We start from the raw sequence: 25529 nt of genomic DNA, 5'->3' as shown, positions 1-25529 counted from the left end.
AGCCAGTTCACCGAGGTCGGTCGACGGGCCGTCGGCGATGATGTCGCCGGCGTTGATCTTGTCGCCCACCCGCACCAGCGGACGCTGGTTGATGCAGGTGTTCTGGTTGGAACGCTGGAACTTCGACAGGCGGTAGATGTCGACGCCCGGCTTGGTGGGGTCGGTTTCGTTGGTGGCGCGCAGAACGATACGCGTGCCGTCGATCTGCTCGACCACGCCGGTGCGGCGGGCGATGACCACGGCGCCGGAATCGCGGGCCACGACGTCTTCCATGCCGGTGCCCACGAGCGGGGCGTCGGACTGGACGAGCGGCACGGCCTGACGCTGCATGTTCGAACCCATGAGGGCGCGGTTGGCGTCATCGTTTTCGAGGAAGGGGATCAGCGCGGCGGCGACCGACACGACCTGCTTGGGCGAAACGTCCATCAGGTCGACGTCGGCGCGTTGCAGCAGGCCCGGTTCGCCGTTGGTCCGGCCGGGGACCAGATCATCGGTGATGCCGCCATCGGTGATGGAGATGTTGGCCTGGGCGATGACGTGCTTGGCCTCTTCCATGGCCGACATGTAGACGACCTCTTCCTGAGGCCGGCCGTCGAGCACGCGGCGGTAGGGGCTTTCGATGAAGCCGTACTTGTTGATGCGCGCGTGGGTCGCGAGCGAGTTGATCAGACCGATGTTCGGGCCTTCCGGCGTTTCAATCGGGCAGATGCGGCCGTAGTGGGTCGGGTGAACGTCGCGGACTTCGAAGCCCGCGCGTTCCCGCGTCAGACCACCCGGGCCAAGCGCCGAGAGACGGCGCTTGTGGGTGATTTCCGACAGCGGGTTGGTCTGGTCCATGAACTGCGACAGCTGCGAGGAGCCGAAGAATTCACGCACCGCGGCCGCGGCCGGCTTGGCGTTGATCAGGTCGTGCGGCATCACGGTGTCGATGTCGACGCTCGACATCCGTTCCTTGATGGCGCGTTCCATGCGCAGCAGACCGACGCGGTACTGGTTTTCCAGCAGCTCGCCGACCGAACGGACCCGGCGGTTGCCGAGGTTGTCGATATCGTCGATTTCGCCGCGGCCGTCGCGCAGGCCCACGAGGACCTTCAGGACTTCCAGGACGTCTTCCTTGCGCAGGACGCGCAGGTCGTCCTCGGTCTGTTGCTCCAGGCGCATGTTCATCTTCACGCGGCCGACCGACGACAGGTCGTAGCGCTCCGAATCGAAGAACAGCGAGCGGAACATGGCCTCGGCGGCTTCCACCGTCGGCGGCTCACCCGGGCGCATGACCCGGTAGATGTCGAACAGGGCGTCTTCGCGGGTGACGTTCTTGTCCACGCGGACGGTGTTGCGCATGTAGGCGCCGACCGTGACGTGGTCGATGTCGAGCACGTCGATGGTGGCCAGGCCCTGGGCTTCCAGAACCTCGATCACGGTCGGGTCCAGCTCGTCGCCGGCCTCGGCGTAGATCTCGCCGGTTTCGTAGTTGACGGCGTCGCGGGCCAGGTAACGGCCGGTCAGGGCCTCCGGACCGAGCAGCAGGGTCTTCAGGCCGCCGTCGGCCAGCTTCTTGGCGTTACGGGCGGAGATCTTGGTGCCGGCCGGGGCCACTTCCTCGCCGGTGTCGGCGTCGATCAGCGGGAATTCCGGCTTCACACCACGCCAGCGCTCGGCCTTGTAGGGGGTGGCCCAGCCTTCGGCGGCGCCGGTGCGCTTCTCGAAGGGGACGACGTCGTAGAAGGTGGTGAGGATCTCTTCCCCATCCATGCCCAGCGCCATCAGGAAGGTGGAGGCGGGCAGTTTGCGGCGGCGGTCGATACGGACGTAGACGATGTCCTTGGCGTCGAACTCGAAGTCGAGCCAGGAACCGCGGTACGGGATCACCCGGGCGGCGAACAGCAGCTTGCCCGAGCTGTGGGTCTTGCCCTTGTCGTGGTCGAAGAAGACGCCGGGCGAGCGGTGCATCTGCGAGACGATGACCCGCTCGGTGCCGTTGACGATGAAGGTGCCCTTGTCCGTCATGAGCGGGATGTCGCCCATGTAGACGTCTTGTTCCTTGATGTCCTTGACCGACTTGGCGCCGGTCTCTTCTTCCATCTCGAACACGATCAGGCGCAGCTTGACCTTCAGCGGCGCGGCGAAGGTCATGTCGCGCTGAATGCACTCTTCAACGTCGTACTTGGGCTCCTCGAACTCGTAGGAGACGTACTCGAGCACGGCGCGCTCGTTGAAATCCTTGATCGGGAAGACCGACTTGAAGACGGCTTCGACGCCCTGGTCGCGGCGGTCCGCATGGCGGACTTCGCGCTGGAGGAACTGCTCGTACGAGGACCGCTGAACCTCGATGAGGTTCGGCATCTGCACGGCCTCGGGGATGCGGCCGAACGATTTGCGGATCCGCTTCTTGCCGGTGAAGGAGTGCGCCATGTTTTTCCTTAAGCGCGCAGGGGAGGTCCCCACGCGTAGAATGTCTTTCGCGTCCACCCTCGGCTTGCGCCGGACGCTGACAGGCCCCTGTCCGTCGGGGCCGCCCTTCGCTTGAGTCCGCAGGGTGGGCGGACCGGCCATCGGGCATACACGCGCGCGAGATTGCGACTCTAAAGAAGACGGAAATTTCGCGAGAGGGGCGAGATAAGGCAAATCCACAGCGAATGGAAGGGGTAGGCGGAGTTTAATTTGACATTTCCCTCATGGCGGAGAAGCCCACCTGCGAAGCGGCCGGATCGGGCTGAAGCCGGGGGTGACTTTCCTTTCTTCCGCCCCGGGCTTCTGAAGAGGCGATCCAGCCTGTGAGCGGCCCCTTCCGAGGCCGGCCTGCTCCGGATCATCCTGCGGAGCCCTGGCCGTCCAGCCGGATGAATATGTCTAGACATATCCATTTTGGGCCCTCCGGAGGCTCGCAGCGGGTGCGGCAAGCGAAACGCGCCAATGTAGGTCCGGGCGACGACCATCCGACCTACATGCGGCCACAACCGACCACAGTCCGACCTACGGCCCAGGCTACAGTTCCCGCGCCTCGGCCAACAGATCGGCCACAGGTCGGCCAATGAATTCAACGGCCAAGAACCGCGCCGGCCCCTTCCGCCCGGGGAACGCGGTATAATAGTGGGCCGCTTCGACCAGCACGGGCCTTCCCTCCGCACCAGGAAGGACAGGCGCTTGCCCAGCCGGGATCGGGAGGCTCTTATGCCCGCCCGCTTTTGTGACATCCGAGTATCGCCGTGATCCGACCCCTCCTCGCCGCCACCCTGCTTCTCTGCGCCAGCCCCGCCCTCGCCCAGCCGCAGCCACTGCCTTTCGAGAACACCATCCCGGCGGCCCGCGATGTTCCCTACCCCGGCACGATGAAGCTGGTCGTCGACGCCACCGATCTCGACCGCCGGATCATGACGGTGAAACAGACCATCCCCGTCGCCGGCCCGGGGCCGATGGTGCTGCTCTATCCCGAATGGCTGCCCGGCAAGCATGCCCCGCGCGGCGAGCTGGAAAAGGTGGCCGGCCTGAAGATCACCGCCGGCGGCAAGACCCTGGTCTGGCGACGCGACCCGGTGGAGGTTTTCGCCCTGCACATCGACGTGCCGGCCGGCGCCAAGCAGGTCGAGCTGGAGTTCCAGTTCCTGTCGGCCACGGCCGGCGACCAGGGCCGCGTCGTCATGACCCGCGAGATGCTGAACCTGCAGTGGAACTCCACTGCCTTCTATCCGGCCGGCTGGTTCACCCGCCAGATCCCGGTCGAGGCCACCGCCATCCTGCCGGAGGGCTGGGGCTACGGCGTCGCCCTCGATACCGCCGCCAGCAAGGGCAACGTCCACAGCTTCAAGACCGTCAGCTTCGAGACCCTGGTCGACTCGCCGATGTTCGCCGGCCGCTACTACCGCCAGTTCGATCTCGATCCGGGCGGCCGCAGCCCGGTGAAGCTGAACATCGTCGCCGACCGGCCCGAACTGCTGGAGGCCAGCGAGGAGCAGATCAGGCTGCACCGCAACCTCGTCGTCCAGGCCGACCGGCTGTTCGGAACCCGTCCCTATGACCGCTACGACTTCCTGCTGGCCCTGACCGACCGCATGGGCGGCATCGGGCTGGAGCACCACCGCTCCAGCGAGAATGGCCGCGATCCGGAGTACTTCACCAGCTGGGACAAGAATCTCTCGAACCGGGGCCTGCTGCCGCACGAGTACACCCACAGCTGGAACGGCAAGTATCGGCGCGGCGCCGATCTGTGGACCCCCGACTACGCCACCCCGATGCGCGACAGCCTGATGTGGGTCTACGAGGGCCAGACCCAGTTCTGGGGCGTGATCCTGACCGCCCGCTCGGGCCTGGTCACCCGCGAACAGGCGCTCGATGACCTGGCGATGACGGCGGCGGCCTATGACCACCGGGTCGGGCGCCAGTGGCGCGACATCGCCGACACCACCAACGATCCGATCATCAGCGCCCGCAAGCCCAAGGGCTGGCTCAGCTGGCAGCGCAACGAGGACTACTATGTCGACGGCCTGCTGGTCTGGCTGGACGCCGACAGCCTGATCCGCGAGCGCACCGACGGGAAGAAGTCGCTGGACGACTTCGCCCGCGCCTTCTTCGGCGGCGACGACGGGTCCTATGTGCCCCGGACCTACGTCTTCGAGGACGTGGTCGCGACCCTGAACGCCGTCACCCCCTACGACTGGGCGAACTTCCTGAAGGAGCGCATCGAAGGGCGCGGCCGGCCGGCGCCGCTGGACGGCATCAAGCGGGGTGGCTGGAAACTGGCCTACGCCGAGACGCCGACGGCCCTGCAGAAGGCCGCCGACACCGCCGCCAAGCGCCACGACTACACCTATTCGATCGGTCTGAACCTCAAAGCCTCTGGCGAGATCCAGGGGGTGCAGTGGGACGGGCCGGCCTTCAAGCAGGGGCTGGTGGTCGGCGCGACTGTCGTGGCCGTCGATGGCGAGGCCTACAGCGAAGGGCGCATGAAGAGCGCGATCACCCGGGCCAAGGGCGGCAAGATGCCCATCCAGCTGATCGTCAAGGACAGCGAGCGCTACCGCATCGTCGACATCGCCTGGAACGGCGGCCTTCGTTATCCGAGGCTGGAGCGGATCGAGGGCACGCCGGACCGGCTGGGGGATCTGCTAGCGGCCCGGGAGAAGTAGGGCTCCATCCTTCCCCGTTTACGGGGAAGGGGGACCGCCGGCGAAGCCGGTGGTGGAAGGGGCGAGTGACAGAGTGCCTGCGCACGGCCCTCGCCCCCTCCACCGCTTCGCGGTCCCCCTCCCCCGCTGCGCGTGGGAGGATAAGAAAAAGGGCCCGCGGATTGCTCCGCGGGCCCCTCTCTGTTCGAACAGCAAGCGCTGGTTCGAAGCTTACTTCACCTGGACGGTGGCGCCGGCTTCGGTCAGCTTCTTGGCGATCTCTTCGGCGACTTGCTTGGAGACGTTTTCGACGACGTTCTGCGGAGCGCCTTCGACCAGGTCCTTGGCTTCCTTCAGGCCGAGGTCCGGACGGACGCCACGGACTTCCTTGATCACGTTGATCTTCTTGTCGCCACCGGCGGTCAGAACAACGGTGAACTCGGTTTGCTCTTCAACGGCTTCGGCCGGAGCGGCAGCGGCCGGGCCAGCGGCCATGGCCACCGGAGCGGCGGCGGAGACGCCCCACTTTTCTTCGAGCAGCTTGGAGAGCTCAGCGGCTTCCAGGACGGTCAGGGCCGACAGTTCGTCAGCGATCTTTTCAAGCTTCGACATTTTCAGTTCCTAGTGTGTGCCCTTGCGGGGATGAGAGGTTCTTGCGGAGATGACTTGCGATTACGCGGCGTCTTTGGTGGCGTAGGCGTTGAACACCCGCGCCAGCTGACCAGCCGGGGCCGCCAGAACGCCGGCGACCTTGGTCGCGGGAGCCTGGATGAGCCCGATGATCTTGCCACGCAGCTGGTCGAGCGACGGCAGGGCGGCGAGCGCCTTGACACCAGTCTCGTCCAGCACGGTCGCACCCATCATGCCGCCAATGACGACGAGCTTGTCGTTTTCCTTGGCGAACTGGGTGATGACCTTGGCGGCGGACACCGGATCGGCCGCATAGGCGACGGCGGACGGGCCGGTGAACAGGCTGGAGCCCGCTTCCGATTCCGAACCGACCAGAGCCTTGATGGCCAGGGTGTTCTTCACCACCTGAAACTTGGCGCCTTCTTCACGAAGGCGGCCACGCAGTGCAGTCATTTCCGCAACGGTCAGACCCATGTTGTGGGTCACGACCACGGCGCCGGCGTCGGCGAAAACGCCCTTGAGCGTATCGATCGTCGCCTGCTTTTGAGCGCGGTCCATTGCGGTCTCCTACTCGGATGACGTCCCGGTTGCCCGGGTCGCCGGTCATGGCTGTCGGCAAGGGCAAGCCCCAGCTTCTGGCCGTCTAAAACTGTCCGAAGGAAGCAGCGGACCCGCCCTGGGCGCTCATCGCTGAGGCCGGCGCGAAATCTCGACTGTCATCCCCGTCTCCGAACGGTCAGGAAGGGCTCTTCCTGGATAAAGGCTGTGGTGACCCCGCAGCCCCGCTGTTCACGGACAGGTACCGTCCATGGACGAGTCCACGGGCGGAAGCCGGCGCGTATAGGGGAATGAGGCCGGGTTGGCAACCACCGACCGACCGATCGGCGCCGATCAGCGGCCCAGTTCGTCGATCCGGCGCTCGAGGTTGGCCATCACCGTCTCGAACCGCTCGCCGCCGACGTCGTCCCAGCCGAGCGATTGCAGGGAGACCGGCCGCGCCGTGCCGAAGGCCGACAGGCTGGAGATCAGCAGCAGGGCCTCGATCTGGGCGGCCCTGGAGTCGAGGCCTCCGGCCAGCCCGATCATGTAGCCGACGACGTTGATACCAGGCTCCCAGACCTGGTCGAAGAGGATGGCGAAAGCCGGGCCCGGCTCGGTCATCTCGCGCAGCACGAAGCCGGCCCAGGCTTCGGCCTCGCGGGTTTCCATCATCTGGTCGGCCAGGGCGCGGATGACGGTCTTGAGGGCGGCGCGGGCCTCGTCCGGGGTGTGGCGGGCCTCCAGCATGGACTGGGCCCGCAGGACCGGCGCGACCATGCGGGCGCGGTAGCGTTCGACGATTTCCTCGGCGCAGGCCAGGTAGAGGCCTTCCTTGCCGCCGAAATAGTATTTCAGGGCCGGCAGGTTGACCCCGGCGGCCTCGGCGATCTGGCGGGTGGTGGCGCCCTTGAAGCCGCTGGCGCCGAAGGCCGCCAGCGCCGCCTCGAGAATACGCAGGCGCGCCGCTTCGCCCTTGGCGTAACCCGAAACCTCCCTCGCCTGTCCCTCGATCCTCGACATTCCCCTCCTATGCCATCGGCTTGCGGCGAAGGCTATCAGGCGATACACGATGATCTATATCATTCGATATGTTTTCGGCTGGAGCCGCGCCTTGCTCGACATGACCTCCTACCTCGGCTGGAAGATCGACTTCAAAGGCCCCAAGGGCGAAATGGCCCTGGCTCATCCGTCCTCGGTGCAATGGCGCGTCTACAAGAACCCCATCGCGCTGGCGATCGGCGGGGTGGCCGCCGTGCTGCTGGAGTTCGCCGATGCGCGGATCCGCTCGGGGGTCTGGGATCACTCGACCTACAAGGCCGATCCCATCGGCCGCTCCAAGCGCACCGGCGTGGCGGCCATGGTCGGCTGCTATGGCCCGGCCAGCGCCGCCCGCCGGGTGATCCAGGGGGTCACCAACATGCACAGCCGCGTCACCGGCGAGACGCCGAAGGGCGAGGCCTACAAGGCGCTGGATCCCGAACTGCTCGACTGGGTGTCGGCGACGGCCGCCTACGGCTTCCTCAACGCCTACGACCGCTTCGTCACCCCGGTGTCGGAGGCCGACAAGACCCGCTTCTATCGCGAGGGCGCGCCGATCGCCGCCCTCTACGGGGTGCAGAACCCGATCCGCTCGACCGCCGACTTCATGGCCATGATGGAGAAGCTCAGCCCGCGCTTCGAGGCTCACCCTATCGTCGACGAGTTCCTCGGCATCATCACCTCGGGCCAGGCCGCGCCGTCCGTCCCGAAGTTCCTGCACCGGGCCCTGGCGCGGGCCTCGGTCTCCCTTCTGCCGCCGGTGGTTCGCGGGGCGCTGCGGCTGGGCAAGGCCTGGGACCTGTCGCCTACCGACATCATCGCCCTGAAGCTGGCCGGCAAGCTGGCCGACAGGGTGGTTCCGCCCAACGCGCCGCATACCGACGCCTGCCTGCGACTGGGCCTTCCGGCCGATTTTCTGTATCGCAAGCCGGCCGTGCAACAGCGCCTGCTGGAGGCGGCCGGGCTGGCAGGAGACGTGGCGAAAGCGGCCTGAAGTTACGGAAAGGACGCAATTTCTCGCGACCCAACCTTGTAAGCCCTTATTTCCCCCACATTTTATCCACAGGCTACGGAACATTCGCTCCTCCCGGCGAATTGTTGCCAGTGATCGCGGAAGTTCGATCACCCCTCCCTGACCATGTCCCCGCAAAAGCGCCGGACAGGGCCCGCGAGTTGGACCATGTTTCACGATACCCGCACTCTGGAAGCCGCTGTCTGGCGCGCCTTTGACGCCAAACGCCTGCGCAAATTCCGGCCCGAACCCCTGCCGACCGCCCGTGGCGAGCACGCCCGCCTGCTGGCCATCGCCGCGGCCAGACGCCTGCGGGCGATGGAGCGCCTGCTCGACCAGCGGGCCGAGGACGCCGACTACTGGAAGGCCGTCGCCCCGTCCGCCCTCGGCCGGGCCCGCGACTGGCGCGTGGCCGACGGCTTCGTCGGGCTGCCGGGCTAGAGGCCAAAAGCAAAAGGGCGGCCCCTTTCGGAGCCGCCCTTCGCCTTTTCAGTCCGTCAGTCAGCGTTAGGCGCTGATGCTGCCGGTATCGACCTTGAAGCCGGGGCCCATGGTCGAGGAGAGCGAGATCCGCTTCACATAGATGCCCTTGGCGCCGGCCGGCTTGGCCTTCTGCAGGGCGTCCACGAGGGCGCGGACGTTGGCCAGCAGGGCGTCTTCGGTGAACGAGGCCTTGCCGATGCCGGCGTGGACGATGCCCGCCTTCTCGACGCGGAACTCGATGGCGCCGCCCTTGGCGTCCTTCACGGCCTGACCGACGTTCGGGGTCACGGTGCCGACGCGCGGGTTGGGCATCAGGCCGCGCGGGCCCAGCACCTTACCCAGACGGCCGACGAGGGCCATCATGTCCGGCGTCGCGATGACGCGGTCGAAGTCCATGAAGCCGCCCTGGATACGCTCGACCAGGTCTTCGGCGCCGACAACTTCAGCGCCGGCGGCGCGGGCTTCGTCAGCCTTGGCGTCCTTGGCGATGACGGCGACGCGGACATCGCGGCCGGTGCCGGACGGCAGCGAGACAACGCCACGGACCTGTTGGTCGGCGTGACGCGGGTCGACGCCCAGGTTGACGGCGATCTCGATGCTTTCGTCGAACTTGGCGGTGGCGTTGGCCTTCACCAGGCTGATGGCCGCTTCAACGGCGTGGGTGGCGTCACGGTCGCCGGTCCAGGCTTTGGCGCGCTTGATTTGCTTGACCATGTGCTTAGGCCTCCACCGTCAGACCCATCGCGCGGGCGGAGCCGGCGATGATCTTGGTTGCCGATTCCAGATCGTTGGCGTTCAGATCCTTCATCTTCTTTTCGGCGATCTCGCGCAGCTGGGCTTGCGTGATCGTGCCGGCGTTCTCGCGGCCCGGCTTGTTGGAGCCGGACTTCAGACCGAGGGCTTCCTTGATGAAGAAGGTCGCCGGCGGGGTCTTGGTGATGAAGGTGAAGCTCTTGTCCTGGTAGACCGTGATCACGGTCGGCAGGGGCGTGCCCTTGGGCACGTTCTCGGTGCGGGCGTTGAACTCCTTGCAGAAGCCCATGATGTTGACGCCGCGTTGACCCAGCGCCGGCCCGATGGGCGGGGAGGGGGTAGCGGAGCCGGCTTTCACCTGCAGCTTGATGTAGCCCAGAATCTTCTTGGCCATGGTTTCTCCTGTGCCGGCTCAGGCCGACGGTTGTGAGCCGTGGTGCGGGCTTGGCGTCCCTCCCACGGATTTGAATCCGCCCGTAAAGGCGAAAGCCGCGCCGGTCAGGGCGCGGGGGCTGGCTCTGTAGCAGGATGGGGTTTGCTGTGCAATCTCCCCTCTCCCGCTTGTCGGGAGAGGGTGGCCCCCGAAGGGGGTCGGGTGAGGGCAGCACCGGCGGTGCGTGACTGTCCCCGTTCGTGCGCACGTGCCGCCGCCCTTGCCGCCCAGGGCCGGTGCTGCCCTCATCCGACCGCTACGCGGCCACCTTCTCCCGACAAGCGGGAGAAGGACGCTCACACGCCAACCGCCTCCGCCCAACCGCGGGCGCCCGGGCAGGCCTGCATCGCGCGTCGATAGCCTTCGCGGGCGGTGCAACGCTCGACGTAGGCGGTCTCGGCGGCCGTCAGGTCGGCGGTCCCGGTGCGGCGGATCCAGAGCAGGGCGTAGGCGACGCAGATGTCGGCGGCGGTGAAGGTCTCGCCGGCCAGGTAGGGCGTCTGTTCCAGTTGGCGGGCGACCAGCCTGCGCCGGCTCTGGAGGTTCTCCAGGCCGAGCTTGCCGGTCCAGTCGTCGGCGGCGCCGGCCGGCCCGAATCCGCGTCCGGCCCAGGCGTAGAAGGCCGGCGCCATGAGGCCGGCCTCACCCATGACCAGGAACTGCAGATAGATGGGATAGGCGGGATCGCCGGGCTCAACGGCCAACGGCGAGGGACCGTAGCGGCCCAGCAGGTACTGCAGGATGGCCACGGACTCGACCATGACCATCTCGCCGTCCTGCAGGGCCGGGATGAAGCCGCCGGGGTTGATGGCCATGAATTCCGGGTCGCTCTCCGCGCCCTTGAGCAGGTCGACGTCGCGCAGGCGATAGGGGAGGCCCATTTCCTCGAGCAGCCAGACGACGCGGAAGCCCCTGCCCTCGCCCCAGACGGTGATCATGTTCGCGGCCTCGCTGTGTGGCGGGCATGAAAAAGGGCAGACCTGCCGAAGCCGGTGCTGCCCTCATCCGACCCCGCTCTGCGGGGCGTATTTTCTCCCGGCGAGCGGGAGAAGGAAAGTCTTAGCTGACCTTCTCGACCTGGCTGTATTCCAGCTCGACCGGGGTGGCGCGGCCGAAGATGGAGACGGCCACGTGCAGGCGGGCGCGTTCCTCGTCGACCTGTTCCACGGAGCCGTTGAAGCTGGCGAAGGGGCCGTCGGTGACGCGGACCTGCTCGCCGATCTCGAAGGAGATGGTGGGCTTGGGACGCTCGGCGCCCTCGGCGGCGACGCCGATGATGCGCTCGACTTCCTTTTCCGACACCGGCATCGGCTTGGAGCCGCTGCCCAGGAAGCCGGTGACCTTCGGGGTGTTCTTGATGAGGTGGTAGGCCTCGTCGGTCATTTCCATCTTCACCAGCACGTAGCCGGGGAAGAACTTGCGCTCGGCGTTGACCTTGCGGCCGCGGCGGATCTCGACGACGTCCTCGGTCGGCACCAGGATGTCGCTGAAGTACTCGTCCAGACCCTGGGCGCGCGCCTGGTCGAGGATCGATTCCTTCACCTTCTTCTCGAAGTTCGAGTAGGCGTGGACAATGTACCACTTGTGGCGCGGGTTCACCGGGCGCTCGGAGGTCGTATCGGTCATCGGGCGGTTCCGCTCACGAATTCAAGCACCAGTCGCACGCCGTTGGACAAGAACCAGTCCACCAGCAGGAAGAACAGCGACGCCATGATCACCATGACGAAGACCATCGCCGAGGTGATCCAGGTTTCCTTCCAGGAGGTCCAGGTGATCTTGCGCATTTCGGCGCGGACCTGGCGGAAGAATTCCGGAATGCTGACTTTCGGCTTCTTGGGTTCAGCGGGAACGCTGCCGGCGGGCGCGGCGACGACCGCGGCGCTCTTGGCGGCGCGGGACTTCATCGCGGCGAGGTTGCCAGGTTTCTTGGCCATGGACGGTCTTGAAACTCGAATCTTCTAGTTGAGACGGCCCGAAGGCCGGGACCGTCTGTAAGGATGGCACGAGTGGCAGGACTCGAACCTGCGACTTTCGGTTTTGGAGACCGACGCTCTACCAGCTGAGCTACACTCGTTCGACAGACAGCCAGCACATCGCAAGGCAAGACCCTGTGGCGCGCGACCCTTATCGGAGCCGGGCCGTTTAGCAGGGTCGCAACGCGTGGGCAAGCATCCGACAGGGACGAGATGGGTAGGGAGCGTCAGAGGCGCCAGTGCGTTTGATGCAACACACACCGGAGTCCCTGCATGACCGACGATCCGCGCCCCTCGAACCGCGAAACCGAGAACGAAAACCAGCGCCCGGCCGGGGACGGCAAACCGCCCCGTCCGGCGACCGAACCGAAGGGGTCTGAGGGCAGTTCCGATTCGGGGGAGACGGAGACGGACCCGGGCTCGGGGGAGCAATAGCTGCTAGGCGGGTGCCGATCCTGAAGCTAGCTTCCGGGGGTGAGCAAGCCTCGAACCTCCTTTACCGAAGTCCAGCGTGAGCGGCTGACGCGGCTTGGCGAGCAGATTCGGATGTTGGCGGTCGAGCAGAGGCTGCTGGCTGAATCTTGCACGGACATCCTGAGTTTGCCCGCCCACACTATAAACCGGGTTCAGGACGAACTTCGTCGCGTGGCGCAGGTCGGCTGGTCCGTCTGGGGTTACCGCCGCTTGACCCTGATAGAGAGGCTTGCCCAGTTTTTCCGTGGCGCTGCCAAGGACGAGCAACAATTGCTTCGCGAGACCCCCGGGCTCGAGGTGCTCTTCGTTTTCCACTCGGACGGCTATCTGCGCGAGGCTGCGCTCGAGCGCATGGACGGTCCGTGCCAAAGCCCCTTCGACGTTGCAATCGTCCTCTACCGGCTGAATGACTGGGTAGGACCGATCCGCCGCGCCGCCGTCCGGTGCGCTCAGCGTCGGCTACCGCTCACGCCGGTCAGCCATTTGGCGGCGGCCTGGGTCGGACTTGCTGACCGGATGCATCTGTGGGCCAGAGTCCACGAGGAGCAGCGTGCAGTCCTCGCGAGCCTCGTGGAGCGTCAGGAAGTCCGGAACGCGATCGCGGCCTGGATCGACAAGGAGCGCAGCGGGCCGGTAACCGCGATTTTCGATCAGGTTCTGCGCCTGCCGGCGTTCGAACCTTGCCTGCAAGACTGGGCAACCGGGGCCAGGCGTCCGCAAGTTCGCGCCCTCGCTCTAAAGACGCTCCTAGAGGGGAAAGCGCGCTGGGTGATCGGTTATCGGCGGCACATGATCGACAAGGCCTACGGCGTATTTCGCCGCATCGCCGACATGGCTGAGCGACCGCTGGCCGTCTCCCCAGACCGTCAGGCGCTGATGGTCCAAGGCGCAAGTGACCCCTCACCGATCGTTCGCCGGATCGTGGCGGCGGCGTTAGTCCGGGATCGCAACGCGCTGCCGGGCTGGCGGCAGATCGCCGATCTTCTCCTGATGGACCGCAACCCCTCCGTCCGCGAACGCGCTGAATGGGTAATCGCCGAGATGCAAAAGACCGCTGGTGAACCGCACCCCGCCGCGTGACATCAGCCCCCCCGTCCGCTATCGCACCCGCGAACTCACCACGGGAGGCCGAGCGCCTTGAGCGACAGCGTCGAAGAAGCCGGTTGGGCCACCGCCAAGACCCTGGCCGAGGCGCTGCCCTATATCCAGCGCTACGACCGCGAGACGGTGGTCATCAAGTACGGCGGCCACGCCATGGGCGAGGAACAGGTCGCCAAGCTGTTCGCCGCCGACACCGTGCTGCTCAAGCTGCTCGGCCTGCACCCGGTCGTCGTCCACGGCGGCGGGCCGCAGATCAGCGCCATGCTGGACCGGGCAGGGGTCAAGTCGACCTTCGTCGACGGCCTTAGGGTCACGGACGCCCCGACCATGGAAGTGGCCGAGATGGTGCTGTCGGGCGCCATCAACAAGGAAATCGCCAACTGGATCACCCTGGCCGGCGCCGAGGCCGACGTGCGCGGCGTCGGGCTGTCCGGCAAGGACGCCCGGCTGATCACCGTCACCAAGGCCAAGCGCACCAAGAAGACCCCGGGCAGCAACCTGGAAGAGGTTGTCGACCTGGGCTTCGTCGGCGAGCCGCAGAAGGTCGATCCGCAGCTGATCAACGCCCTGATCCACGCCGAGCATGACTACATCCCCGTCGTCGCCCCGATCGGGGTGTCCAAGGACGGCCAGACCTTCAACGTCAATGCCGATACCGTGGCGGGCGCGATGGCCGGGGCGCTGAAGGCCAAGCGCATGCTGCTGCTGACCGACGTGAAGGGCGTGCTTGACAAGAACGGCGAGCTGATCCGGCAGATGACGGTGGCCCAGGCCTTCGAGGCCATCAAGGACGGAACCGCCACCGGCGGCATGATCCCCAAGCTGGAGACGGCCATCGCCGCCGTCGACGCCGGGGTCGAGGCCGTGGTCATCCTCGACGGGCGCCGGCCGCACGCCATGCTGGTCGAGCTGTTCACCGAGCACGGCGCCGGAACGCTGGTGAAGAAGTGAGCCCTATCCTCACCCGTTTACGGGGGAGGGGGACCGCGCGAAGCGTGGTGGAGGGGGCGAGTGAAGGAATGCTGAGTGTGAAGGATTCGATGAAGAAATCAGTGGAGCACCACGGACGGCGGCGCACGGCCCTCGCCCCCTCCACCGCTTCGCGGTCCCCCTCCCCCGTAAACGGGGGAGGGTACGCATGACGGCTGACCTTCACCACATCGAGACCTGGCTGTTCGATCTCGACAACACCCTCTACCCGATCGAGACCGGCTTCATGAAGCTGATCGAGGTGCGGATGACCGACTTCGTCGAGCGCCGCACCGGCCTGCCGCGCGACGAGGCGCGGGCCCTGCAGAAGAAGTACTGGACCGAGCTGGGCACCACGCTGGCCGGGATGATGACCCATCACGACGTCGAGCCGGAAGAGTTCCTCGACGAAGTGCATGACGTCAGCCTCGACCTGCTTGAGCCCGATCCGAAGATGATCGCCGCCCTCGAACGGCTGCCCGGCCGGCGGCTGATCTTCACCAACGGCTCGGGGCCGCATGCCGAGCGGGTGCTGGAGAAGCTGGGCATCGCTCATCTGATGGAAGACGTCTTCCACATCACCTCGGCAGACTACCTGCCCAAGCCGGCGCTCTCGACCTTCCAGAAGATGTGCCGCGACCTGGGCGTCGATCCGCATGGCGCCGCCTTCTTCGAGGACTCCGAGAAGAACCTCGCGCCCGCCGCCGAGCTGGGCATGACCACCATCCTGGTCGGGCCGACAGCGCCGGCCAGCACCGCCCCTTACGTCCACCACCGCACCGACGACCTGCCCGCCTTCCTGAGCATGGCGAGGGTCCGGGAGACCGCCGCATGACCGAGCTGACCGCCGCCGACCTGGCTCTCGAGATCGAAGCCGCCTGGGAAGCCCGCGAGGGCATCGGGCCCGACATCAAGGGCCCCGTGCGCACGGCCGTCGAGGAGGCGCTGAACCTGCTGGACAGCGGCAAACTGCGGGTGGCCGAGAAGACCGAAGACGGCTGGTTCACCCATCAGTGGCTGAAGAAGGCGGTGCTGCTCAGCTTCCGCCTCAACCCCAACACGGTGATGCGGGCGGGCACGCTGGGCGGGGCCGTCGGGCCGTGGTGGGACAAGGTTCCCAACAAGTTCGACGGCTGGGACGCGCCGCAGTTCGAGGACGCCGGCTTCCGGGCGGTGCCGGGCGCCATCGTGCGGCGCGGATCGTACGTGGCCAGGAACGTCATCCTGATGCCCAGCTTCGTGAACATCGGCGCCTTCGTCGATGAGGCCACCATGGTCGATACCTGGGTCACCGTCGGGTCCTGCGCCCAGATCGGCAAGCGCGTGCACCTGAGCGGCGGCGTCGGCATCGGCGGGGTGCTGGAGCCCCTGCAGGCCAACCCGACCATCATCGAGGACGACTGCTTCATCGGGGCGCGGTCCGAGGTGGTGGAAGGCGTCGTCGTCGGCCAGGGCAGCGTGCTGTCGATGGGAGTCTTCCTGTCGGCCTCGACCAAGATCGTCGACCGCAAGAGCGGCGAGGTGTTCCGGGGCTATGTGCCGCCCTACAGCGTGGTGGTGCCGGGCAGCCTGCCCGACCCGCACGGCAATGGGCCGAGCCTGTACTGCGCGGTGATCGTCAAGACGGTGGACGCCCAGACCCGGTCGAAGACCAGCATCAACGACCTGCTGCGGGACTGATCCCCCGCTGCGCGACGCCGAAGGGGCGCTCGGACGCGGGTCCGGTTCCCCTACGGCGTCGCAATCCTTCCACAGAAAACAGCCCAGTTTGGGTGCACAGGTGGTTGCGTGACAAATCCGCGCGGCTATTTGTCTGGGGCGCCGCAAGTAGTATTCGCCCCAGCAGAGGCCGCCCATGATGTCGTCGATTGCCCCGCTTGCCGACTACACACGATCTTCCGAGGCATCGACAGGGTTTACTGGCGTTAATCTTAATTCCTCCATTAACTCACCTGGTCCTGACCGGCGTCCCGCGGTCGAAAACCGCACCATCGCCCGAAGCGCCGATTGGCTGGAGGACTATCTCGGCCGCGACGTGACCCGCTTCTTCTACCGCTGGGGCGGATCGCTGTCGGCGGTGCTGTCGCGGGTCCGGACCCGCTACGACGGCGACCTCGACCAGTTCGCCCTGCATCTGGTCGTGGTGCTGACCGAGCTGGCCTCGGTCAACGCCGCCGCCGAGGCGAAGGCCAAGGGGGCCGAGCGGGTGGTCGTCCGCCGGCGCGGCCTCAACAGCCAGAGCCTGGCCGATATCAGCCGCATCCCCCGGGAAACCGTCCGCCGCAAGCTGGCGGCCATGGCCTCCCGGTCGCTGGTGGTGCGGGAGGCGGACGGGCTCTGGTATCCGGGGCCAGCCAGCGACACCGACCAGTTCTTCTACACCCTGAGCCCGCTGTTCTGGGACGGGGTGAAGCCCGAACGGCTCTAGGGTCCGTCCATCCAGCGCCACAGTTCCCGCAGGCCCAGCGCCTGCAGGGCGGCGTCGGGCGATCGCACCGGCGGCAGGCCGATCAGGCGGCGGGCGTCGTTGAGGTCGATGACGTCGCCGGGGCCGATCTTCAGGCCGCGACGGCGGGCCACCTTGATGAACCGGGCCCGGGCGCAGTCGAGGCTGGCCAGGTTCTCGCGGGTGCCGAGCGGCAGGAACTCGCCGTGCAGGCTGCGGCCGAAGCTGACCAGCCAGCCGCCGTGGCAGGGCTTGAGGGCTTCCTCCAGCTGATCCCACCAGACCGAAGGCAGGCCGGGACAGGAGGTCCCGCTCGGCCGGATGGGGCTGCGGGCCCGGGCGAAGACGCTGACCACGACATCGCCGTCGGCGTTGACGATGGCGAACTGGAACAGGTGGGCGAAGCCGTCGGCGCCGACCGATCGCACATGCAGGAACATCTGGTTGGGCCGGGTCTCGCGCGGGCGGGGGGCGGGGCGGATCTCGACCGGCAGGCCAAGCCGCCGGGCCCAGGGCATGCGCGGCAGGCGGAAGGACACGGGCGGGGCGAAGGGAGAGGTCAACATGGTCGGCTCCTCTGGGGTTGCTACGCCCTGATCAGGCGCGGCGGGCCGCCCTGGCTCAAGGAAGCCGCCGCCCGTTCCGGGCCGCTCGAAATGAGCGGGTCGGTCGCGGCGAGGTTTGCGCCCCGCGCCCGCCGCGCCTAAAGCGGAAGGCGATGAGCACCGCCGACACCCTCGCCCCGACCGCCGCCCTCGACGCGCTTGAGCTGGCCCAGGCCCTGATCCGGCGTCCGTCGGTGACCCCGGCCGACGAGGGGGCGATGGACCTGCTGCAGCGGCATCTGGAGGCGTTGGGCTTTACCTGCCGGCGGATGCGCTTCGGCGACATCGAAAACCTCTATGCGCGGCGCGGAACGGCGCGGCCCAACCTCTGTTTCGCCGGCCATACCGATGTGGTGCCGGTCGGCGACGCCGGGGCCTGGACTCAGGATCCCTTCGCCGGCGAGGTGAAGGACGGGGTGCTGTTCGGACGCGGGGCGGTGGACATGAAGAGCGCCATCGCCGCCTTCACGGCGGCGGTGGCGGCGGTGCTGGCCAGGGGGGAGCCGGCCGGGTCGCTGTCCTTCCTGATTACCGGCGACGAGGAAGGCCCGGCGCTGGACGGCACGAAAAAGGTGGTCGAGGCGCTGCTGGCCGAGGGCGAGGTCATCGACCACTGCATCGTCGGCGAGCCAAGCAGCGCGGTGGCGCTGGGCGACATGGTCAAGATCGGCCGGCGCGGCAGCATCAACGCCTGGTTCACCGTCGAGGGCCGCCAGGGCCATGTCGCCTATCCGCAGCGGGCGGCCAATCCGATCCCGGTGCTGGTGCGGCTGATGGGCCGGTTGCAGGACCGGGTGCTGGACGAGGGCTATCCGGAGTTCCAGCCCTCCAACCTGGAAGTCACCACCTTCGATGTCGGCAACCCGGGGACCAACGTCATTCCTTCGAAGGCGACGGCGCGGGTCAACATCCGCTTCAATCCCGGCCACCGGGGCGCCGACCTGGCCGCCTGGTTCGAGGACGAGTGCCGGCTGGCGAACGAGGGGTTCGACGGCACGGTCGAGGTCCGCTCGATGATCAGCGGCGAGGCCTTCCTGACCGAGCAGGGCCCGTTCACCGCCGTGGTCGCCGACGCGGTGCGCGACACCACGGGCCGCGAGCCGGACCTGTCGACCACCGGCGGCACCAGCGACGCGCGCTTCATCCGCAGCCTCTGCCCGGTGGTCGAGTTCGGGCTGGTCGGCACGACCATGCATATGGTCGACGAGCGGGCCCCGGTGGCCGAGATCTACGGCCTGCAGAAGGTCTATGAACGGATCATCTCCCTGTATTTCGAGCGCATCGGATGATGAAAACGTTGGCCGGCGGCTGGCTGTTCTGGGCCCTGCTGGCGGCGGTGTTCGCGGCGGCGACGGCGATCCTGGCCAAGGTGGGGGTGAAGGATACGCCGTCGGACCTGGCCACCCTGGTGCGGACCCTGGTGGTGGTGGCCTTCGCCGGGCTGATCGTGGCGGTCAGCGGGCAGTGGCGGTCGTTCGGCGATATGAGCCCGCGGACCCTGGTGTTCCTCACCCTGTCCGGCCTGGCCACGGGGGCCAGCTGGCTCTGCTATTTCCGGGCGCTGAAGCTGGGCGAGGCGTCGCGGGTGGCGCCGCTGGACAAGCTGTCGGTGGTGCTGGTGGCGATCATGGGGGTGGCCTTCCTCGGCGAGCAGCTGAGCTGGAAGAACTGGCTGGGGGTGGCGCTGATCGCCGGCGGGGCGGTGCTGGTGGCGATCCGCTAACGAAGCGGGCGGACCAGTATAGCGGAGTTTCGGGCCGTCAAGGCGGTGAATTCGCCATTTATTCAATGATTTCAGATATCTGTAGGTGAAGGCGCCAGACTTTTGCCGGTCCCGCGCCCGGTCCCCGTGGGGGGTGGCGCCGGGTCGGTGTGGGTGATGGCGACAGGGTTTTGTCGGGCTTGGACCGGGCCCATTGGGCGGTGTCCGGAGGGCTGAGGCGACGGGCGTGGGTCGGGCCCGCCAAAGTCGGATGAATATGTCTAGACATATTATTTGGCAGGCAACGAAGCGGGGCTTCGGGGCTTCCTTCTGCTCGGAGCGGCCCGTTGGCCGCCGCAGCGTGAGGGACGACCATGGGTATCTTCAGCAACATCCTGGGCAAGATTTTCGGCCACAAGCCGAAGGCCGCGCCGGCCCCCGCGCCGACGCCGCAGGCGCAGCCGGGTCCGACGCCGCAGGAGCAGGCGCACGCCCAGGCCCCGGCGCCGGTCGATATCGAGGCGGTCCTCGAGGACATGGCGGCGAACAATCCGCAGAAACTGAACTGGCGCACTTCGATCGTCGATCTGATGAAGCTGGTCGGGATGGAGAGCAGCCTGCAGGAGCGCAAGGACCTGGCCGATGAGCTGGGCTACACCGGTGACAAGTCGGACAGCGCGGCGATGAACATCTGGCTGCACAAGGCGGTGCTGAAGAAGCTCAGCGAGAACGGCGGCAAGGTGCCGGCGAGTTTGATGGACTAAGGAACGTGGTCGCTCCCCCTCAGGGGCAGGGCTATCGCATATGGAAATGTCGGCCTTTCTTTCCCTTCTCCCTAAGGGAGAAGGAGGGGCCCGCCGCGAAGCGGTGGGAGGAAGAGGGTTTAAGGACCGTGGGGATTAGCTTCAGGCGTTCGTAAACCCTCTCCTTCCCACGCTGCTGGCGCAGCGCGGGCCCCTTCCTCTCCCTTAGGGAGAGGAGCTGGTGAGCAGTTTCACGCCATATGCGATAGCCCTGCCCTCAGGGGGAGCTGTCGGCGGAGCCGACTGAGGGGGTCAACGGTCAGGGACGCGGCACATCGGGCAGGTCTCTGCTGACGGTGACCCCCACCACCACGGCCTTCGGCCGCGGTCCCCCGCCCCCTAAGGGGGCGGAATCGCGCACCCGTCGTCAGTAGGCGACGCCGGTCAGATAGAGCCCATCCGCCGGCGCGACCGGCCCGCAGGCCGTGCGGTCCTTCGCCTCCAGCGCCGCCTTCACATCCTCCGCCGTCCAGCGGCCGACGCCGACTTCCAGCAACGTGCCGGTCATCGAGCGAACCTGCCGATGAAGGAAGCTGCGGCCGGTGAAGACCAGCAGGACCTGGTCGCCCTCGCGGCGGACGTCGGCAACGTCCAGGGTCTTCAGCGGCGATTTGGCCTGGCACTGCATGTCGCGGAAGGTGGTGAAGTCGTGGTGGCCGACGAGCGCTTGCGCGGCGGCGTGCATGGCCGCCGCGTCGATCGGCTTCTTCACGTGCCAGACGCGGCCCAGGTCGAGGGCCGGGCGGGCCTCGCGGTTGAGGATGCGGTAGAGGTAGCGGCGCTCGATGGCGCTGAAGCGGGCGTGCCAGTCGCCCTCAGCCACCGAGGCATCCAGGATGGCGATAGGCTCGGGCACCAGGTGGGCGTTGATCGCCTGCAGCACGGTGCGGGCCGGCCAGTCCTTTTCCAGATCGATATGGATGACCTGGCCCGTGGCATGGACGCCGGTGTCGGTGCGGCCGGCGGCGATCAGCCGGATGTCCTCGCCGCAGAAGGCTTTGACGGCGCGCTCGATGGCGCCCTGGACGCTCGGCAGCTCGGCCTGGGCCTGGAAGCCGCGGTAGGGGCGGCCGTCGTATTCGACGGTGAGGCGGTAGCGGGGCATCAGGCCAGGACCGTGCCGGCCGCGACCGGGAAGCCCCGCAGGAAGACGTCGGCCGGCTGGCGGCCCTTGCCCTCGCGCTGCAGTTCCAGCAGGCGGACGGCGCCGTCGCCGCAGGCGATCAGCAGGCTGTCGTCGAGGGCGGTCCCGGGCAGGCCGGAGGCATCCTCGACGTGGGACATCAGGGCCTTCACGCGGGTGGGGCCGCGCGTCGACGGGGCCTCGAACCAGGCGCCCGGGAAGGGGGAGAGGCCGCGGATCTGGCGGTCGATCTCCTCGGCCGGGCGGGACCAGTCGAGGCGGGCCTCGGCGGGGGTGATCTTGCGGGCGTAGGTCACGCCCTCTTCGGCCTGGGGGGTTTCGACGGCGGTTCCGGCCTCGATGGCCGGCAGGGTGTCGACGAGGAGGCGGGCGCCGAGCTGGGCCAGGCGGTCGTGGATCGTGCCGGCGGTGTCGTAGCGGCCGATGCGGGTGGTCGCCGTGGCGATCACGGCGCCCTCGTCGAGCCCCTCGCTCATGCGCATGACCTGGACGCCGGTGATCTCGTCGCCGGCCATGACGGCGCGCTGGATGGGCGCCGCGCCGCGCCAGCGGGGCAGGATGGAGCCGTGCAGGTTGAAGCAGCCGAGGCGCGGGGCCTCGAGGATGCCGGGCTTGAGGATCTGGCCGAAGGCGACGACGACGGCGGCGTCGAGACCCAGGGCCTGGAAGGCGGCGATCTCCTCGTCGGACTTCATGGATTTGGGCGTGCGGACGGTGAGGCCATGGTCCAAGGCGAACTGGTGCACCGGCGAGGGCTTGAGGTCCTGGCCACGGCCGCGCGGGGCCGGGGGCTGGCTGTAGACGCAGGCGATGTCGTGGCCGGCCTCGAGGAGGGCGGCCAGGCTGATGACGGCGAAGTCGGGAGTGCCGAGGAAGGCGAGACGCATGGCGGGGCATGTAGCGGTTCGGGGGCTCGGTAGGAAGGGACGGGAACCGGGGCGATCACGGTTCGTTGATGTGGCGGAACATTCACGGAGATTGTCCATGCGTTCGCTTGCTCTCGTCGCCCTGGCCGCTGTCGGCCTGACCCTCGCCGCCTGCGACAGCCAGGACCGGGCCGAACTGAAGGAAGGGGCGCAGGCCGCCGGAGCCGAGGTCAAGGAGGCCGCCCACGACATCGCCAACGACCCGGACGTCAAGGAAGCCGGCGCGGCGATCAAGGAAGCCGGGGCGGAAGCCGCCGACGCCGTGAAGGACACGGCGGCGAACGCCCAGGAAGACCTGGCGGAGAGCTCGCGCGAGGACAAGGCCGAGGCGGCGCAGGAGAAGAGGCAGTAGGGGGCTTCGCGACCTCCCTCCCCGAATTGGGGAGGGCAGGCGCGCGTTGCGCGCCGGGTGGGGAAGCGGGTCACCGGCCCCACCGGTCAGGCTTCTCAGTGCCTTCTCTCGAAAGTCAGTGACCGACTTCCCCACCCGACGCGCGTAACCGCGCGTCTGCCCTCCCCAATTCGGGGAGGGAGGTTAGCGGCGCTTGCGGCGCCACTCCCATAGTCGATAGGCAAGCAGCACCGCCAGGATCGCCGCATAGATCAACGGCGGCCGATGGTCCGCCTTCACCAGCATGTAGTAGTGCAGCACCCCCAGCGGGGCGATCACGTAGATCAGGCGGTGGAGGCGTTTCCAGCGCACGGGGCCGAGCGCCCGGATGGCGGCGTTGGTGCTGGTCACCGCGAGCGGGATCAGGAGCACGAAGGCGGTCATGCCGATGGTGATGAAGGGGCGTTTGTAGATGTCCTTCAGCACCGCGGCCCAGTCGAAGAACTGATCGACGCCGACGTAGGCGCCCCAGTGCAGGAGCACATAGGCGAAGGCGAACAGGCCGACCGTACGGCGGAAGCGGATCAGGCGGGGCTGGCGCAGCAGGCGGGCGGCGGGGGTGATGGCCAGGCTGATCAGCACGAAACGCAGGCCCCAGACACCGAGCTGGCGGATCAGGGCCTCGATGGGGTTGGCGCCGAGGTCGCCGCTGAGCAGGCGCCAGGCCAGCCACAGGATGGGGGCGAAACAGGCCAGCCAGACCGCCGTGTAAACGAGGCGGTCCTTGGTCTTGGAACTCATCAGTAGAACTTCCGCAGGTCCATGCCGGCATAGAGGCCGGCGACCTCGCCGTAGCCGTTGAAGGGCAGGGTCTTGCGGCGGATGAACTCGCCGATGCGGCGCTCGCTGGCCTGGCTCCAGCGCGGGTGGTCGACGGCGGGATTGACGTTGGAATAGAAGCCGTACTCCTGCGGCGCCGACAGCTGCCAGGCGGTCTTGGGCTGGGTCTCGGTGAAGCTGATGCGGCTGATGCTCTTGATCGACTTGAAGCCGTACTTCCAGGGCACGACGAGGCGCATGGGGGCGCCGTTCTGGTTCAGCAGGGTCTGTCCGTAGAGGCCGACCGCCATGAAGGCGAGCGGGTGCATGGCCTCGTCCATGCGCAGGCCCTCGCGATAGGGCCACTGCAGGACGGCGCGGCGCTGGCCGGGCATTTCGCTGGGGCGCAGCAGGGTTTCGAAGGCGACGAATTTGGCCTTCGAGGTCGGCTGGTAGCGTTTGAGGATGTCAGCCAGCGGGATGCCGATCCAGGGGATGACCATCGACCAGCCCTCGACGCAGCGCAGGCGATAGATGCGCTCCTGCAAGGGGCTGATCTTGAGGATGTCCTCGAGATTGTAGGTCCCCGGCTTGGCGCAGGCGCCGTCGACCTTGACGGTCCAGGGGCGGGTCTTGAGCTTGCCGGCGTTGGCGGCGGGGTCGGACTTGTCGACGCCGAATTCGTAGAAGTTGTTGTAGGTGGTGACGTCCTTGAAGGGGGTCAGCTTTTCGGTGGTGGTGTAGCGGGACTTTGCGGCCTTGAGCGGGGCGGCGGCGACGTCTTCCGGCGCGCAGGCGGCGAGGCCGGCGGCGCCCAGGGCGATGGTCCCGGCCATGAACTCCCGGCGGCGCAGGTAGAGGCCGTGCGGGGTGACGTCGTTCTCGGTCAGGTCGCCGGCGTGGCGGATCAGCATCTGGTCTCTCCGGTACGGCCCCTTGTGGAATGTGGAGCCGATCACAGGCGAGTCAAATGATCGGAAGGCGGCGTGATCGCCCCGGGCGGGCGGCGGTCAGGCCGAGAGGAGGCGGCGGTACAGGGTAGCGCGGTGGACGCCGAGGCGCTTGGCCGCCGCGCTGACGTTGCCGTTGCAGGCGTCGAGGGCGGCCCTCATGGCGGCGAGCTCGGTGTCGCGCAGCGGGGCGTCGGACAGCGCCGCCGGCGCGGGCCGGCTGGCGCCCAGGCCGGTGCGATCGACGGCGGCGTGGAAACGATCCCCGGCGGCGGTGACCAGCTGGGCAGGGCCCTCGAGGCGGGTGAGGTCGGCGTCGAAGAGGTCATCGAAGCGGGTCTCGTCGAGATCCGCCCAGCTGCGACCGGTGAGGCTGAGTCCCCGCTTGTTGGCGGCGACCAGGCGGTCGTCGTCGAACACCAGGACGCCCTGGCGCGCGGCGCCGAGCAGGGCCGCGTCGCTGTGGAAACGGACCACGGTGCAGCCGGCGAAGGCCTGCTGGAACAGGCGGTGCTCGATCTGTTCGACGGCCAGTTTCACCAGACCCAGCGCGTGCAGGTGCTGGACGGCGGCATGGCCGGACATGTCGAGCACGCCCATCACCGCGCCGCGGCCGTCAACGATGGGAGCGGCGGCGCAGGTCAGTTCGCGGTGGGCGTCGAAGAAATGCTCTGCCCCGTGAACGGCGACGGGGCGTCGCTCGGCGATGGCGGTGCCGATGGCGTTGGTGCCGGCGGCGCCCTCCTGCCAGGCGGCGCCAGGGCGCAGCGCGACCTGGGCGGCGCGGCCGGCGAAGCCCGGATCGCCGACGGCGTCGAGCACGACGCCCTCGGGGTTGGTGAGGATGACGATGCCACCCGTCTCGCGCGCCTCGGCGTGGAGGGCGTCCAGTTCGGGGCGGCAGAGGCGGCGCAGGGCCTCGTGGCGGTCCTGGAGGGCGCGCATCTCCGCGGCGCTGGCGTCGGGGGCGGCGGCCGGGGCGGCGGCGTCGAGGCCCATGTCGGAGCAGCGCATCCAGGAGCGCAGGATAGCGTGACCCAACTGGTCAGCCGGCAGCACGCCCTGCTTGAAATAGGCGCGGCGTGCTTCCTGGACGGCAGTCGTGGCGATCATGTCCTGGGCCTCCATTGTGTCGCAGAATGCGACACCGGCGCTCTTACTGTCGCCTCAAGCATCAGGCTGTCGCGAAGACCGGGGTATGTCCACTGAATTCTTGCGGAGAACAGGGCGGGAGCGGCGCCCGGCAATTGACCAGAGGGGCTGTTCTGGCGGGGATTGGGCAACAACCAGACCGT

At 67.7% G+C, this 25529-nt stretch carries 27 protein-coding genes and 1 tRNA gene (1 of these 28 cut by a window edge); 12 read left to right on the top strand and 16 right to left on the bottom strand.

Going from position 1 to position 25529, the window contains the following annotated elements; all coding sequences use genetic code 11:
* Positions 1 to 2412: the 5' portion of a DNA-directed RNA polymerase subunit beta gene (rpoB, locus tag O5I81_RS05200; protein WP_271067888.1), read on the bottom strand. It extends 1668 nt beyond the left edge of the window; 2412 of the gene's 4080 nt are visible here — the first part of the coding sequence; it begins with the start codon at positions 2410 to 2412; the stop codon falls past the left edge of the window.
* 794 nt (positions 2413 to 3206) lie between these two features.
* Here rpoB and O5I81_RS05195 point away from each other — a divergent pair.
* Positions 3207 to 5123, top strand: coding sequence for a peptidase M61 (locus O5I81_RS05195; protein WP_271067887.1), 1917 nt, complete (start codon positions 3207 to 3209; stop codon positions 5121 to 5123).
* Between the two features lie 210 nt (positions 5124 to 5333).
* Here the strand turns inward: O5I81_RS05195 and rplL are convergent, their stop codons facing one another.
* The 3 genes from rplL to O5I81_RS05180 form a co-directional block, all read right to left on the bottom strand.
* The gene (gene rplL / locus O5I81_RS05190; RefSeq protein WP_271067886.1) at positions 5334 to 5714 is read right to left on the bottom strand and encodes a 50S ribosomal protein L7/L12; all 381 of its coding nucleotides are present in this window, start codon (positions 5712 to 5714) and stop codon (positions 5334 to 5336) included.
* A gap of 60 nt (positions 5715 to 5774) precedes the next feature.
* Complete coding sequence (rplJ, locus tag O5I81_RS05185; RefSeq protein ID WP_271067885.1) at positions 5775 to 6290, bottom strand: 50S ribosomal protein L10; 516 nt, start codon at positions 6288 to 6290, stop codon at positions 5775 to 5777.
* A 333-nt stretch (positions 6291 to 6623) separates the two neighbouring features.
* Positions 6624 to 7292 (bottom strand): CerR family C-terminal domain-containing protein, encoded by a 669-nt coding sequence (locus tag O5I81_RS05180; protein WP_271067884.1) that lies wholly within the window; start codon positions 7290 to 7292, stop codon positions 6624 to 6626.
* 49 nt (positions 7293 to 7341) lie between these two features.
* On the opposite strand from O5I81_RS05180, the gene O5I81_RS05175 reads away from it, so the two are divergent.
* Both O5I81_RS05175 and O5I81_RS05170 read left to right on the top strand, forming a co-directional pair.
* The gene (locus tag O5I81_RS05175) at positions 7342 to 8304 is read left to right on the top strand and encodes an oxygenase MpaB family protein (RefSeq protein WP_271067883.1); all 963 of its coding nucleotides are present in this window, start codon (positions 7342 to 7344) and stop codon (positions 8302 to 8304) included.
* A gap of 186 nt (positions 8305 to 8490) precedes the next feature.
* A complete protein-coding gene (locus O5I81_RS05170) occupies positions 8491 to 8763 on the top strand; it encodes a hypothetical protein (RefSeq protein ID WP_271067882.1) in 273 nt (90 codons plus the stop codon).
* A 66-nt stretch (positions 8764 to 8829) separates the two neighbouring features.
* Here the strand turns inward: O5I81_RS05170 and rplA are convergent, their stop codons facing one another.
* The 6 genes from rplA to O5I81_RS05140 form a co-directional block, all read right to left on the bottom strand.
* Positions 8830 to 9519, bottom strand: a complete 690-nt coding sequence (gene rplA / locus O5I81_RS05165; protein ID WP_271067881.1) for a 50S ribosomal protein L1 — start codon at positions 9517 to 9519, stop codon at positions 8830 to 8832.
* A gap of 4 nt (positions 9520 to 9523) precedes the next feature.
* The gene (rplK, locus tag O5I81_RS05160; RefSeq protein ID WP_271067880.1) at positions 9524 to 9952 is read right to left on the bottom strand and encodes a 50S ribosomal protein L11; all 429 of its coding nucleotides are present in this window, start codon (positions 9950 to 9952) and stop codon (positions 9524 to 9526) included.
* 335 nt (positions 9953 to 10287) lie between these two features.
* Positions 10288 to 10929: a glutathione S-transferase family protein gene (locus O5I81_RS05155; protein ID WP_271067879.1), complete on the bottom strand. Its 642-nt coding sequence runs from the start codon at positions 10927 to 10929 to the stop codon at positions 10288 to 10290.
* 121 nt (positions 10930 to 11050) lie between these two features.
* On the bottom strand, positions 11051 to 11617 hold the full coding sequence (nusG, locus tag O5I81_RS05150) for a transcription termination/antitermination protein NusG (RefSeq protein WP_271067878.1): 567 nt from the start codon (positions 11615 to 11617) through the stop codon (positions 11051 to 11053).
* Positions 11614 to 11925, bottom strand: coding sequence for a preprotein translocase subunit SecE (secE, locus tag O5I81_RS05145; RefSeq protein ID WP_271067877.1), 312 nt, complete (start codon positions 11923 to 11925; stop codon positions 11614 to 11616). Before secE ends, nusG begins: the two co-directional genes overlap by 4 nt.
* A gap of 64 nt (positions 11926 to 11989) precedes the next feature.
* A tRNA-Trp gene (locus tag O5I81_RS05140) sits at positions 11990 to 12065 on the bottom strand.
* 373 nt (positions 12066 to 12438) lie between these two features.
* On the opposite strand from O5I81_RS05140, the gene O5I81_RS05130 reads away from it, so the two are divergent.
* From O5I81_RS05130 to O5I81_RS05110, 5 genes are all read left to right on the top strand, one after another.
* Positions 12439 to 13518, top strand: a complete 1080-nt coding sequence (locus tag O5I81_RS05130) for a hypothetical protein (protein WP_271067875.1) — start codon at positions 12439 to 12441, stop codon at positions 13516 to 13518.
* Between the two features lie 57 nt (positions 13519 to 13575).
* Positions 13576 to 14490 carry an acetylglutamate kinase gene (gene argB, locus O5I81_RS05125; protein WP_271067874.1) on the top strand — a complete coding sequence of 305 codons (915 nt, stop codon included), beginning with the start codon at positions 13576 to 13578 and terminating at the stop codon, positions 14488 to 14490.
* Between the two features lie 187 nt (positions 14491 to 14677).
* On the top strand, positions 14678 to 15343 hold the full coding sequence (locus tag O5I81_RS05120; protein WP_271067873.1) for a pyrimidine 5'-nucleotidase: 666 nt from the start codon (positions 14678 to 14680) through the stop codon (positions 15341 to 15343).
* Complete coding sequence (gene dapD / locus O5I81_RS05115) at positions 15340 to 16188, top strand: 2,3,4,5-tetrahydropyridine-2,6-dicarboxylate N-succinyltransferase (protein WP_271067872.1); 849 nt, start codon at positions 15340 to 15342, stop codon at positions 16186 to 16188. The genes O5I81_RS05120 and dapD overlap by 4 nt, the downstream gene beginning before the upstream one ends.
* Positions 16189 to 16543: 355 nt before the next feature.
* Positions 16544 to 16936, top strand: a complete 393-nt coding sequence (locus O5I81_RS05110; RefSeq protein WP_271067871.1) for a hypothetical protein — start codon at positions 16544 to 16546, stop codon at positions 16934 to 16936.
* Here O5I81_RS05110 and O5I81_RS05105 read toward each other — a convergent pair.
* On the bottom strand, positions 16933 to 17520 hold the full coding sequence (locus O5I81_RS05105; RefSeq protein WP_271067870.1) for a hypothetical protein: 588 nt from the start codon (positions 17518 to 17520) through the stop codon (positions 16933 to 16935). The genes O5I81_RS05110 and O5I81_RS05105 overlap by 4 nt on opposite strands.
* 152 nt (positions 17521 to 17672) lie before the next feature.
* On the opposite strand from O5I81_RS05105, the gene dapE reads away from it, so the two are divergent.
* The 3 genes from dapE to O5I81_RS05090 all read left to right on the top strand — a co-directional run bounded on the left by dapE (position 17673) and on the right by O5I81_RS05090 (position 20025).
* Positions 17673 to 18848 (top strand): succinyl-diaminopimelate desuccinylase, encoded by a 1176-nt coding sequence (gene dapE, locus O5I81_RS05100; protein ID WP_271067869.1) that lies wholly within the window; start codon positions 17673 to 17675, stop codon positions 18846 to 18848.
* Positions 18848 to 19282 carry an EamA family transporter gene (locus tag O5I81_RS05095; RefSeq protein WP_348637280.1) on the top strand — a complete coding sequence of 145 codons (435 nt, stop codon included), beginning with the start codon at positions 18848 to 18850 and terminating at the stop codon, positions 19280 to 19282. The genes dapE and O5I81_RS05095 overlap by 1 nt, the downstream gene beginning before the upstream one ends.
* A gap of 353 nt (positions 19283 to 19635) precedes the next feature.
* Positions 19636 to 20025 carry a DUF3597 domain-containing protein gene (locus O5I81_RS05090; RefSeq protein WP_271067868.1) on the top strand — a complete coding sequence of 130 codons (390 nt, stop codon included), beginning with the start codon at positions 19636 to 19638 and terminating at the stop codon, positions 20023 to 20025.
* A gap of 406 nt (positions 20026 to 20431) precedes the next feature.
* Here O5I81_RS05090 and truA read toward each other — a convergent pair whose 3' ends face one another.
* Positions 20432 to 21169 (bottom strand): tRNA pseudouridine(38-40) synthase TruA, encoded by a 738-nt coding sequence (truA, locus tag O5I81_RS05085; protein ID WP_271067867.1) that lies wholly within the window; start codon positions 21167 to 21169, stop codon positions 20432 to 20434.
* Complete coding sequence (gene fmt, locus O5I81_RS05080; protein ID WP_271067866.1) at positions 21169 to 22095, bottom strand: methionyl-tRNA formyltransferase; 927 nt, start codon at positions 22093 to 22095, stop codon at positions 21169 to 21171. Before fmt ends, truA begins: the two co-directional genes overlap by 1 nt.
* Positions 22096 to 22192: 97 nt before the next feature.
* Between fmt and O5I81_RS05075 the strand changes: the two genes are divergently transcribed.
* Positions 22193 to 22486, top strand: coding sequence for a cell surface protein (locus O5I81_RS05075; protein ID WP_271067865.1), 294 nt, complete (start codon positions 22193 to 22195; stop codon positions 22484 to 22486).
* A 183-nt stretch (positions 22487 to 22669) separates the two neighbouring features.
* On the opposite strand, the gene msrQ is transcribed toward O5I81_RS05075, so the two are convergent.
* The 3 genes from msrQ to O5I81_RS05060 all read right to left on the bottom strand — a co-directional run bounded on the left by msrQ (position 22670) and on the right by O5I81_RS05060 (position 25347).
* Positions 22670 to 23266 carry a protein-methionine-sulfoxide reductase heme-binding subunit MsrQ gene (gene msrQ, locus O5I81_RS05070; protein ID WP_271067864.1) on the bottom strand — a complete coding sequence of 199 codons (597 nt, stop codon included), beginning with the start codon at positions 23264 to 23266 and terminating at the stop codon, positions 22670 to 22672.
* A complete protein-coding gene (msrP, locus tag O5I81_RS05065; RefSeq protein ID WP_271067863.1) occupies positions 23266 to 24198 on the bottom strand; it encodes a protein-methionine-sulfoxide reductase catalytic subunit MsrP in 933 nt (310 codons plus the stop codon). The genes msrQ and msrP overlap by 1 nt, the downstream gene beginning before the upstream one ends.
* 96 nt (positions 24199 to 24294) lie before the next feature.
* Positions 24295 to 25347 carry a helix-turn-helix domain-containing protein gene (locus tag O5I81_RS05060; protein WP_271067862.1) on the bottom strand — a complete coding sequence of 351 codons (1053 nt, stop codon included), beginning with the start codon at positions 25345 to 25347 and terminating at the stop codon, positions 24295 to 24297.
* Positions 25348 to 25529 lie beyond the last annotated feature (182 nt).

It is taken from the genome of Caulobacter sp. NIBR1757, assembly GCF_027912495.1.
Classification (GTDB): Bacteria; Pseudomonadota; Alphaproteobacteria; order Caulobacterales; family Caulobacteraceae; genus Caulobacter.
This window is presented reverse-complemented; position numbering and strand designations above follow the sequence as displayed.

Bases quoted from the DNA above. Each gene is read 5' to 3' on its own strand.
- rplL (WP_271067886.1), bottom strand. From the start codon at position 5,714: ATGTCGAAGCTTGAAAAGATCGCTGACGAACTGTCGGCCCTGACCGTC.
- rplJ (WP_271067885.1), bottom strand. From the start codon at position 6,290: ATGGACCGCGCTCAAAAGCAGGCGACGATCGATACGCTCAAGGGCGTT.
- O5I81_RS05180 (WP_271067884.1), bottom strand. From the start codon at position 7,292: ATGTCGAGGATCGAGGGACAGGCGAGGGAGGTTTCGGGTTACGCCAAG.
- O5I81_RS05175 (WP_271067883.1), top strand. From the start codon at position 7,342: ATGATCTATATCATTCGATATGTTTTCGGCTGGAGCCGCGCCTTGCTC.
- O5I81_RS05170 (WP_271067882.1), top strand. From the start codon at position 8,491: ATGTTTCACGATACCCGCACTCTGGAAGCCGCTGTCTGGCGCGCCTTT.
- rplA (WP_271067881.1), bottom strand. From the start codon at position 9,519: ATGGTCAAGCAAATCAAGCGCGCCAAAGCCTGGACCGGCGACCGTGAC.
- rplK (WP_271067880.1), bottom strand. From the start codon at position 9,952: ATGGCCAAGAAGATTCTGGGCTACATCAAGCTGCAGGTGAAAGCCGGC.
- O5I81_RS05155 (WP_271067879.1), bottom strand. From the start codon at position 10,929: ATGATCACCGTCTGGGGCGAGGGCAGGGGCTTCCGCGTCGTCTGGCTG.
- nusG (WP_271067878.1), bottom strand. From the start codon at position 11,617: ATGACCGATACGACCTCCGAGCGCCCGGTGAACCCGCGCCACAAGTGG.
- secE (WP_271067877.1), bottom strand. From the start codon at position 11,925: ATGGCCAAGAAACCTGGCAACCTCGCCGCGATGAAGTCCCGCGCCGCC.
- O5I81_RS05120 (WP_271067873.1), top strand. From the start codon at position 14,678: ATGACGGCTGACCTTCACCACATCGAGACCTGGCTGTTCGATCTCGAC.
- dapD (WP_271067872.1), top strand. From the start codon at position 15,340: ATGACCGAGCTGACCGCCGCCGACCTGGCTCTCGAGATCGAAGCCGCC.
- O5I81_RS05105 (WP_271067870.1), bottom strand. From the start codon at position 17,520: ATGTTGACCTCTCCCTTCGCCCCGCCCGTGTCCTTCCGCCTGCCGCGC.
- dapE (WP_271067869.1), top strand. From the start codon at position 17,673: ATGAGCACCGCCGACACCCTCGCCCCGACCGCCGCCCTCGACGCGCTT.
- O5I81_RS05095 (WP_348637280.1), top strand. From the start codon at position 18,848: ATGAAAACGTTGGCCGGCGGCTGGCTGTTCTGGGCCCTGCTGGCGGCG.
- O5I81_RS05090 (WP_271067868.1), top strand. From the start codon at position 19,636: ATGGGTATCTTCAGCAACATCCTGGGCAAGATTTTCGGCCACAAGCCG.
- truA (WP_271067867.1), bottom strand. From the start codon at position 21,169: ATGCCCCGCTACCGCCTCACCGTCGAATACGACGGCCGCCCCTACCGC.
- fmt (WP_271067866.1), bottom strand. From the start codon at position 22,095: ATGCGTCTCGCCTTCCTCGGCACTCCCGACTTCGCCGTCATCAGCCTG.
- O5I81_RS05075 (WP_271067865.1), top strand. From the start codon at position 22,193: ATGCGTTCGCTTGCTCTCGTCGCCCTGGCCGCTGTCGGCCTGACCCTC.
- msrQ (WP_271067864.1), bottom strand. From the start codon at position 23,266: ATGAGTTCCAAGACCAAGGACCGCCTCGTTTACACGGCGGTCTGGCTG.
- msrP (WP_271067863.1), bottom strand. From the start codon at position 24,198: ATGCTGATCCGCCACGCCGGCGACCTGACCGAGAACGACGTCACCCCG.
- O5I81_RS05060 (WP_271067862.1), bottom strand. From the start codon at position 25,347: ATGATCGCCACGACTGCCGTCCAGGAAGCACGCCGCGCCTATTTCAAG.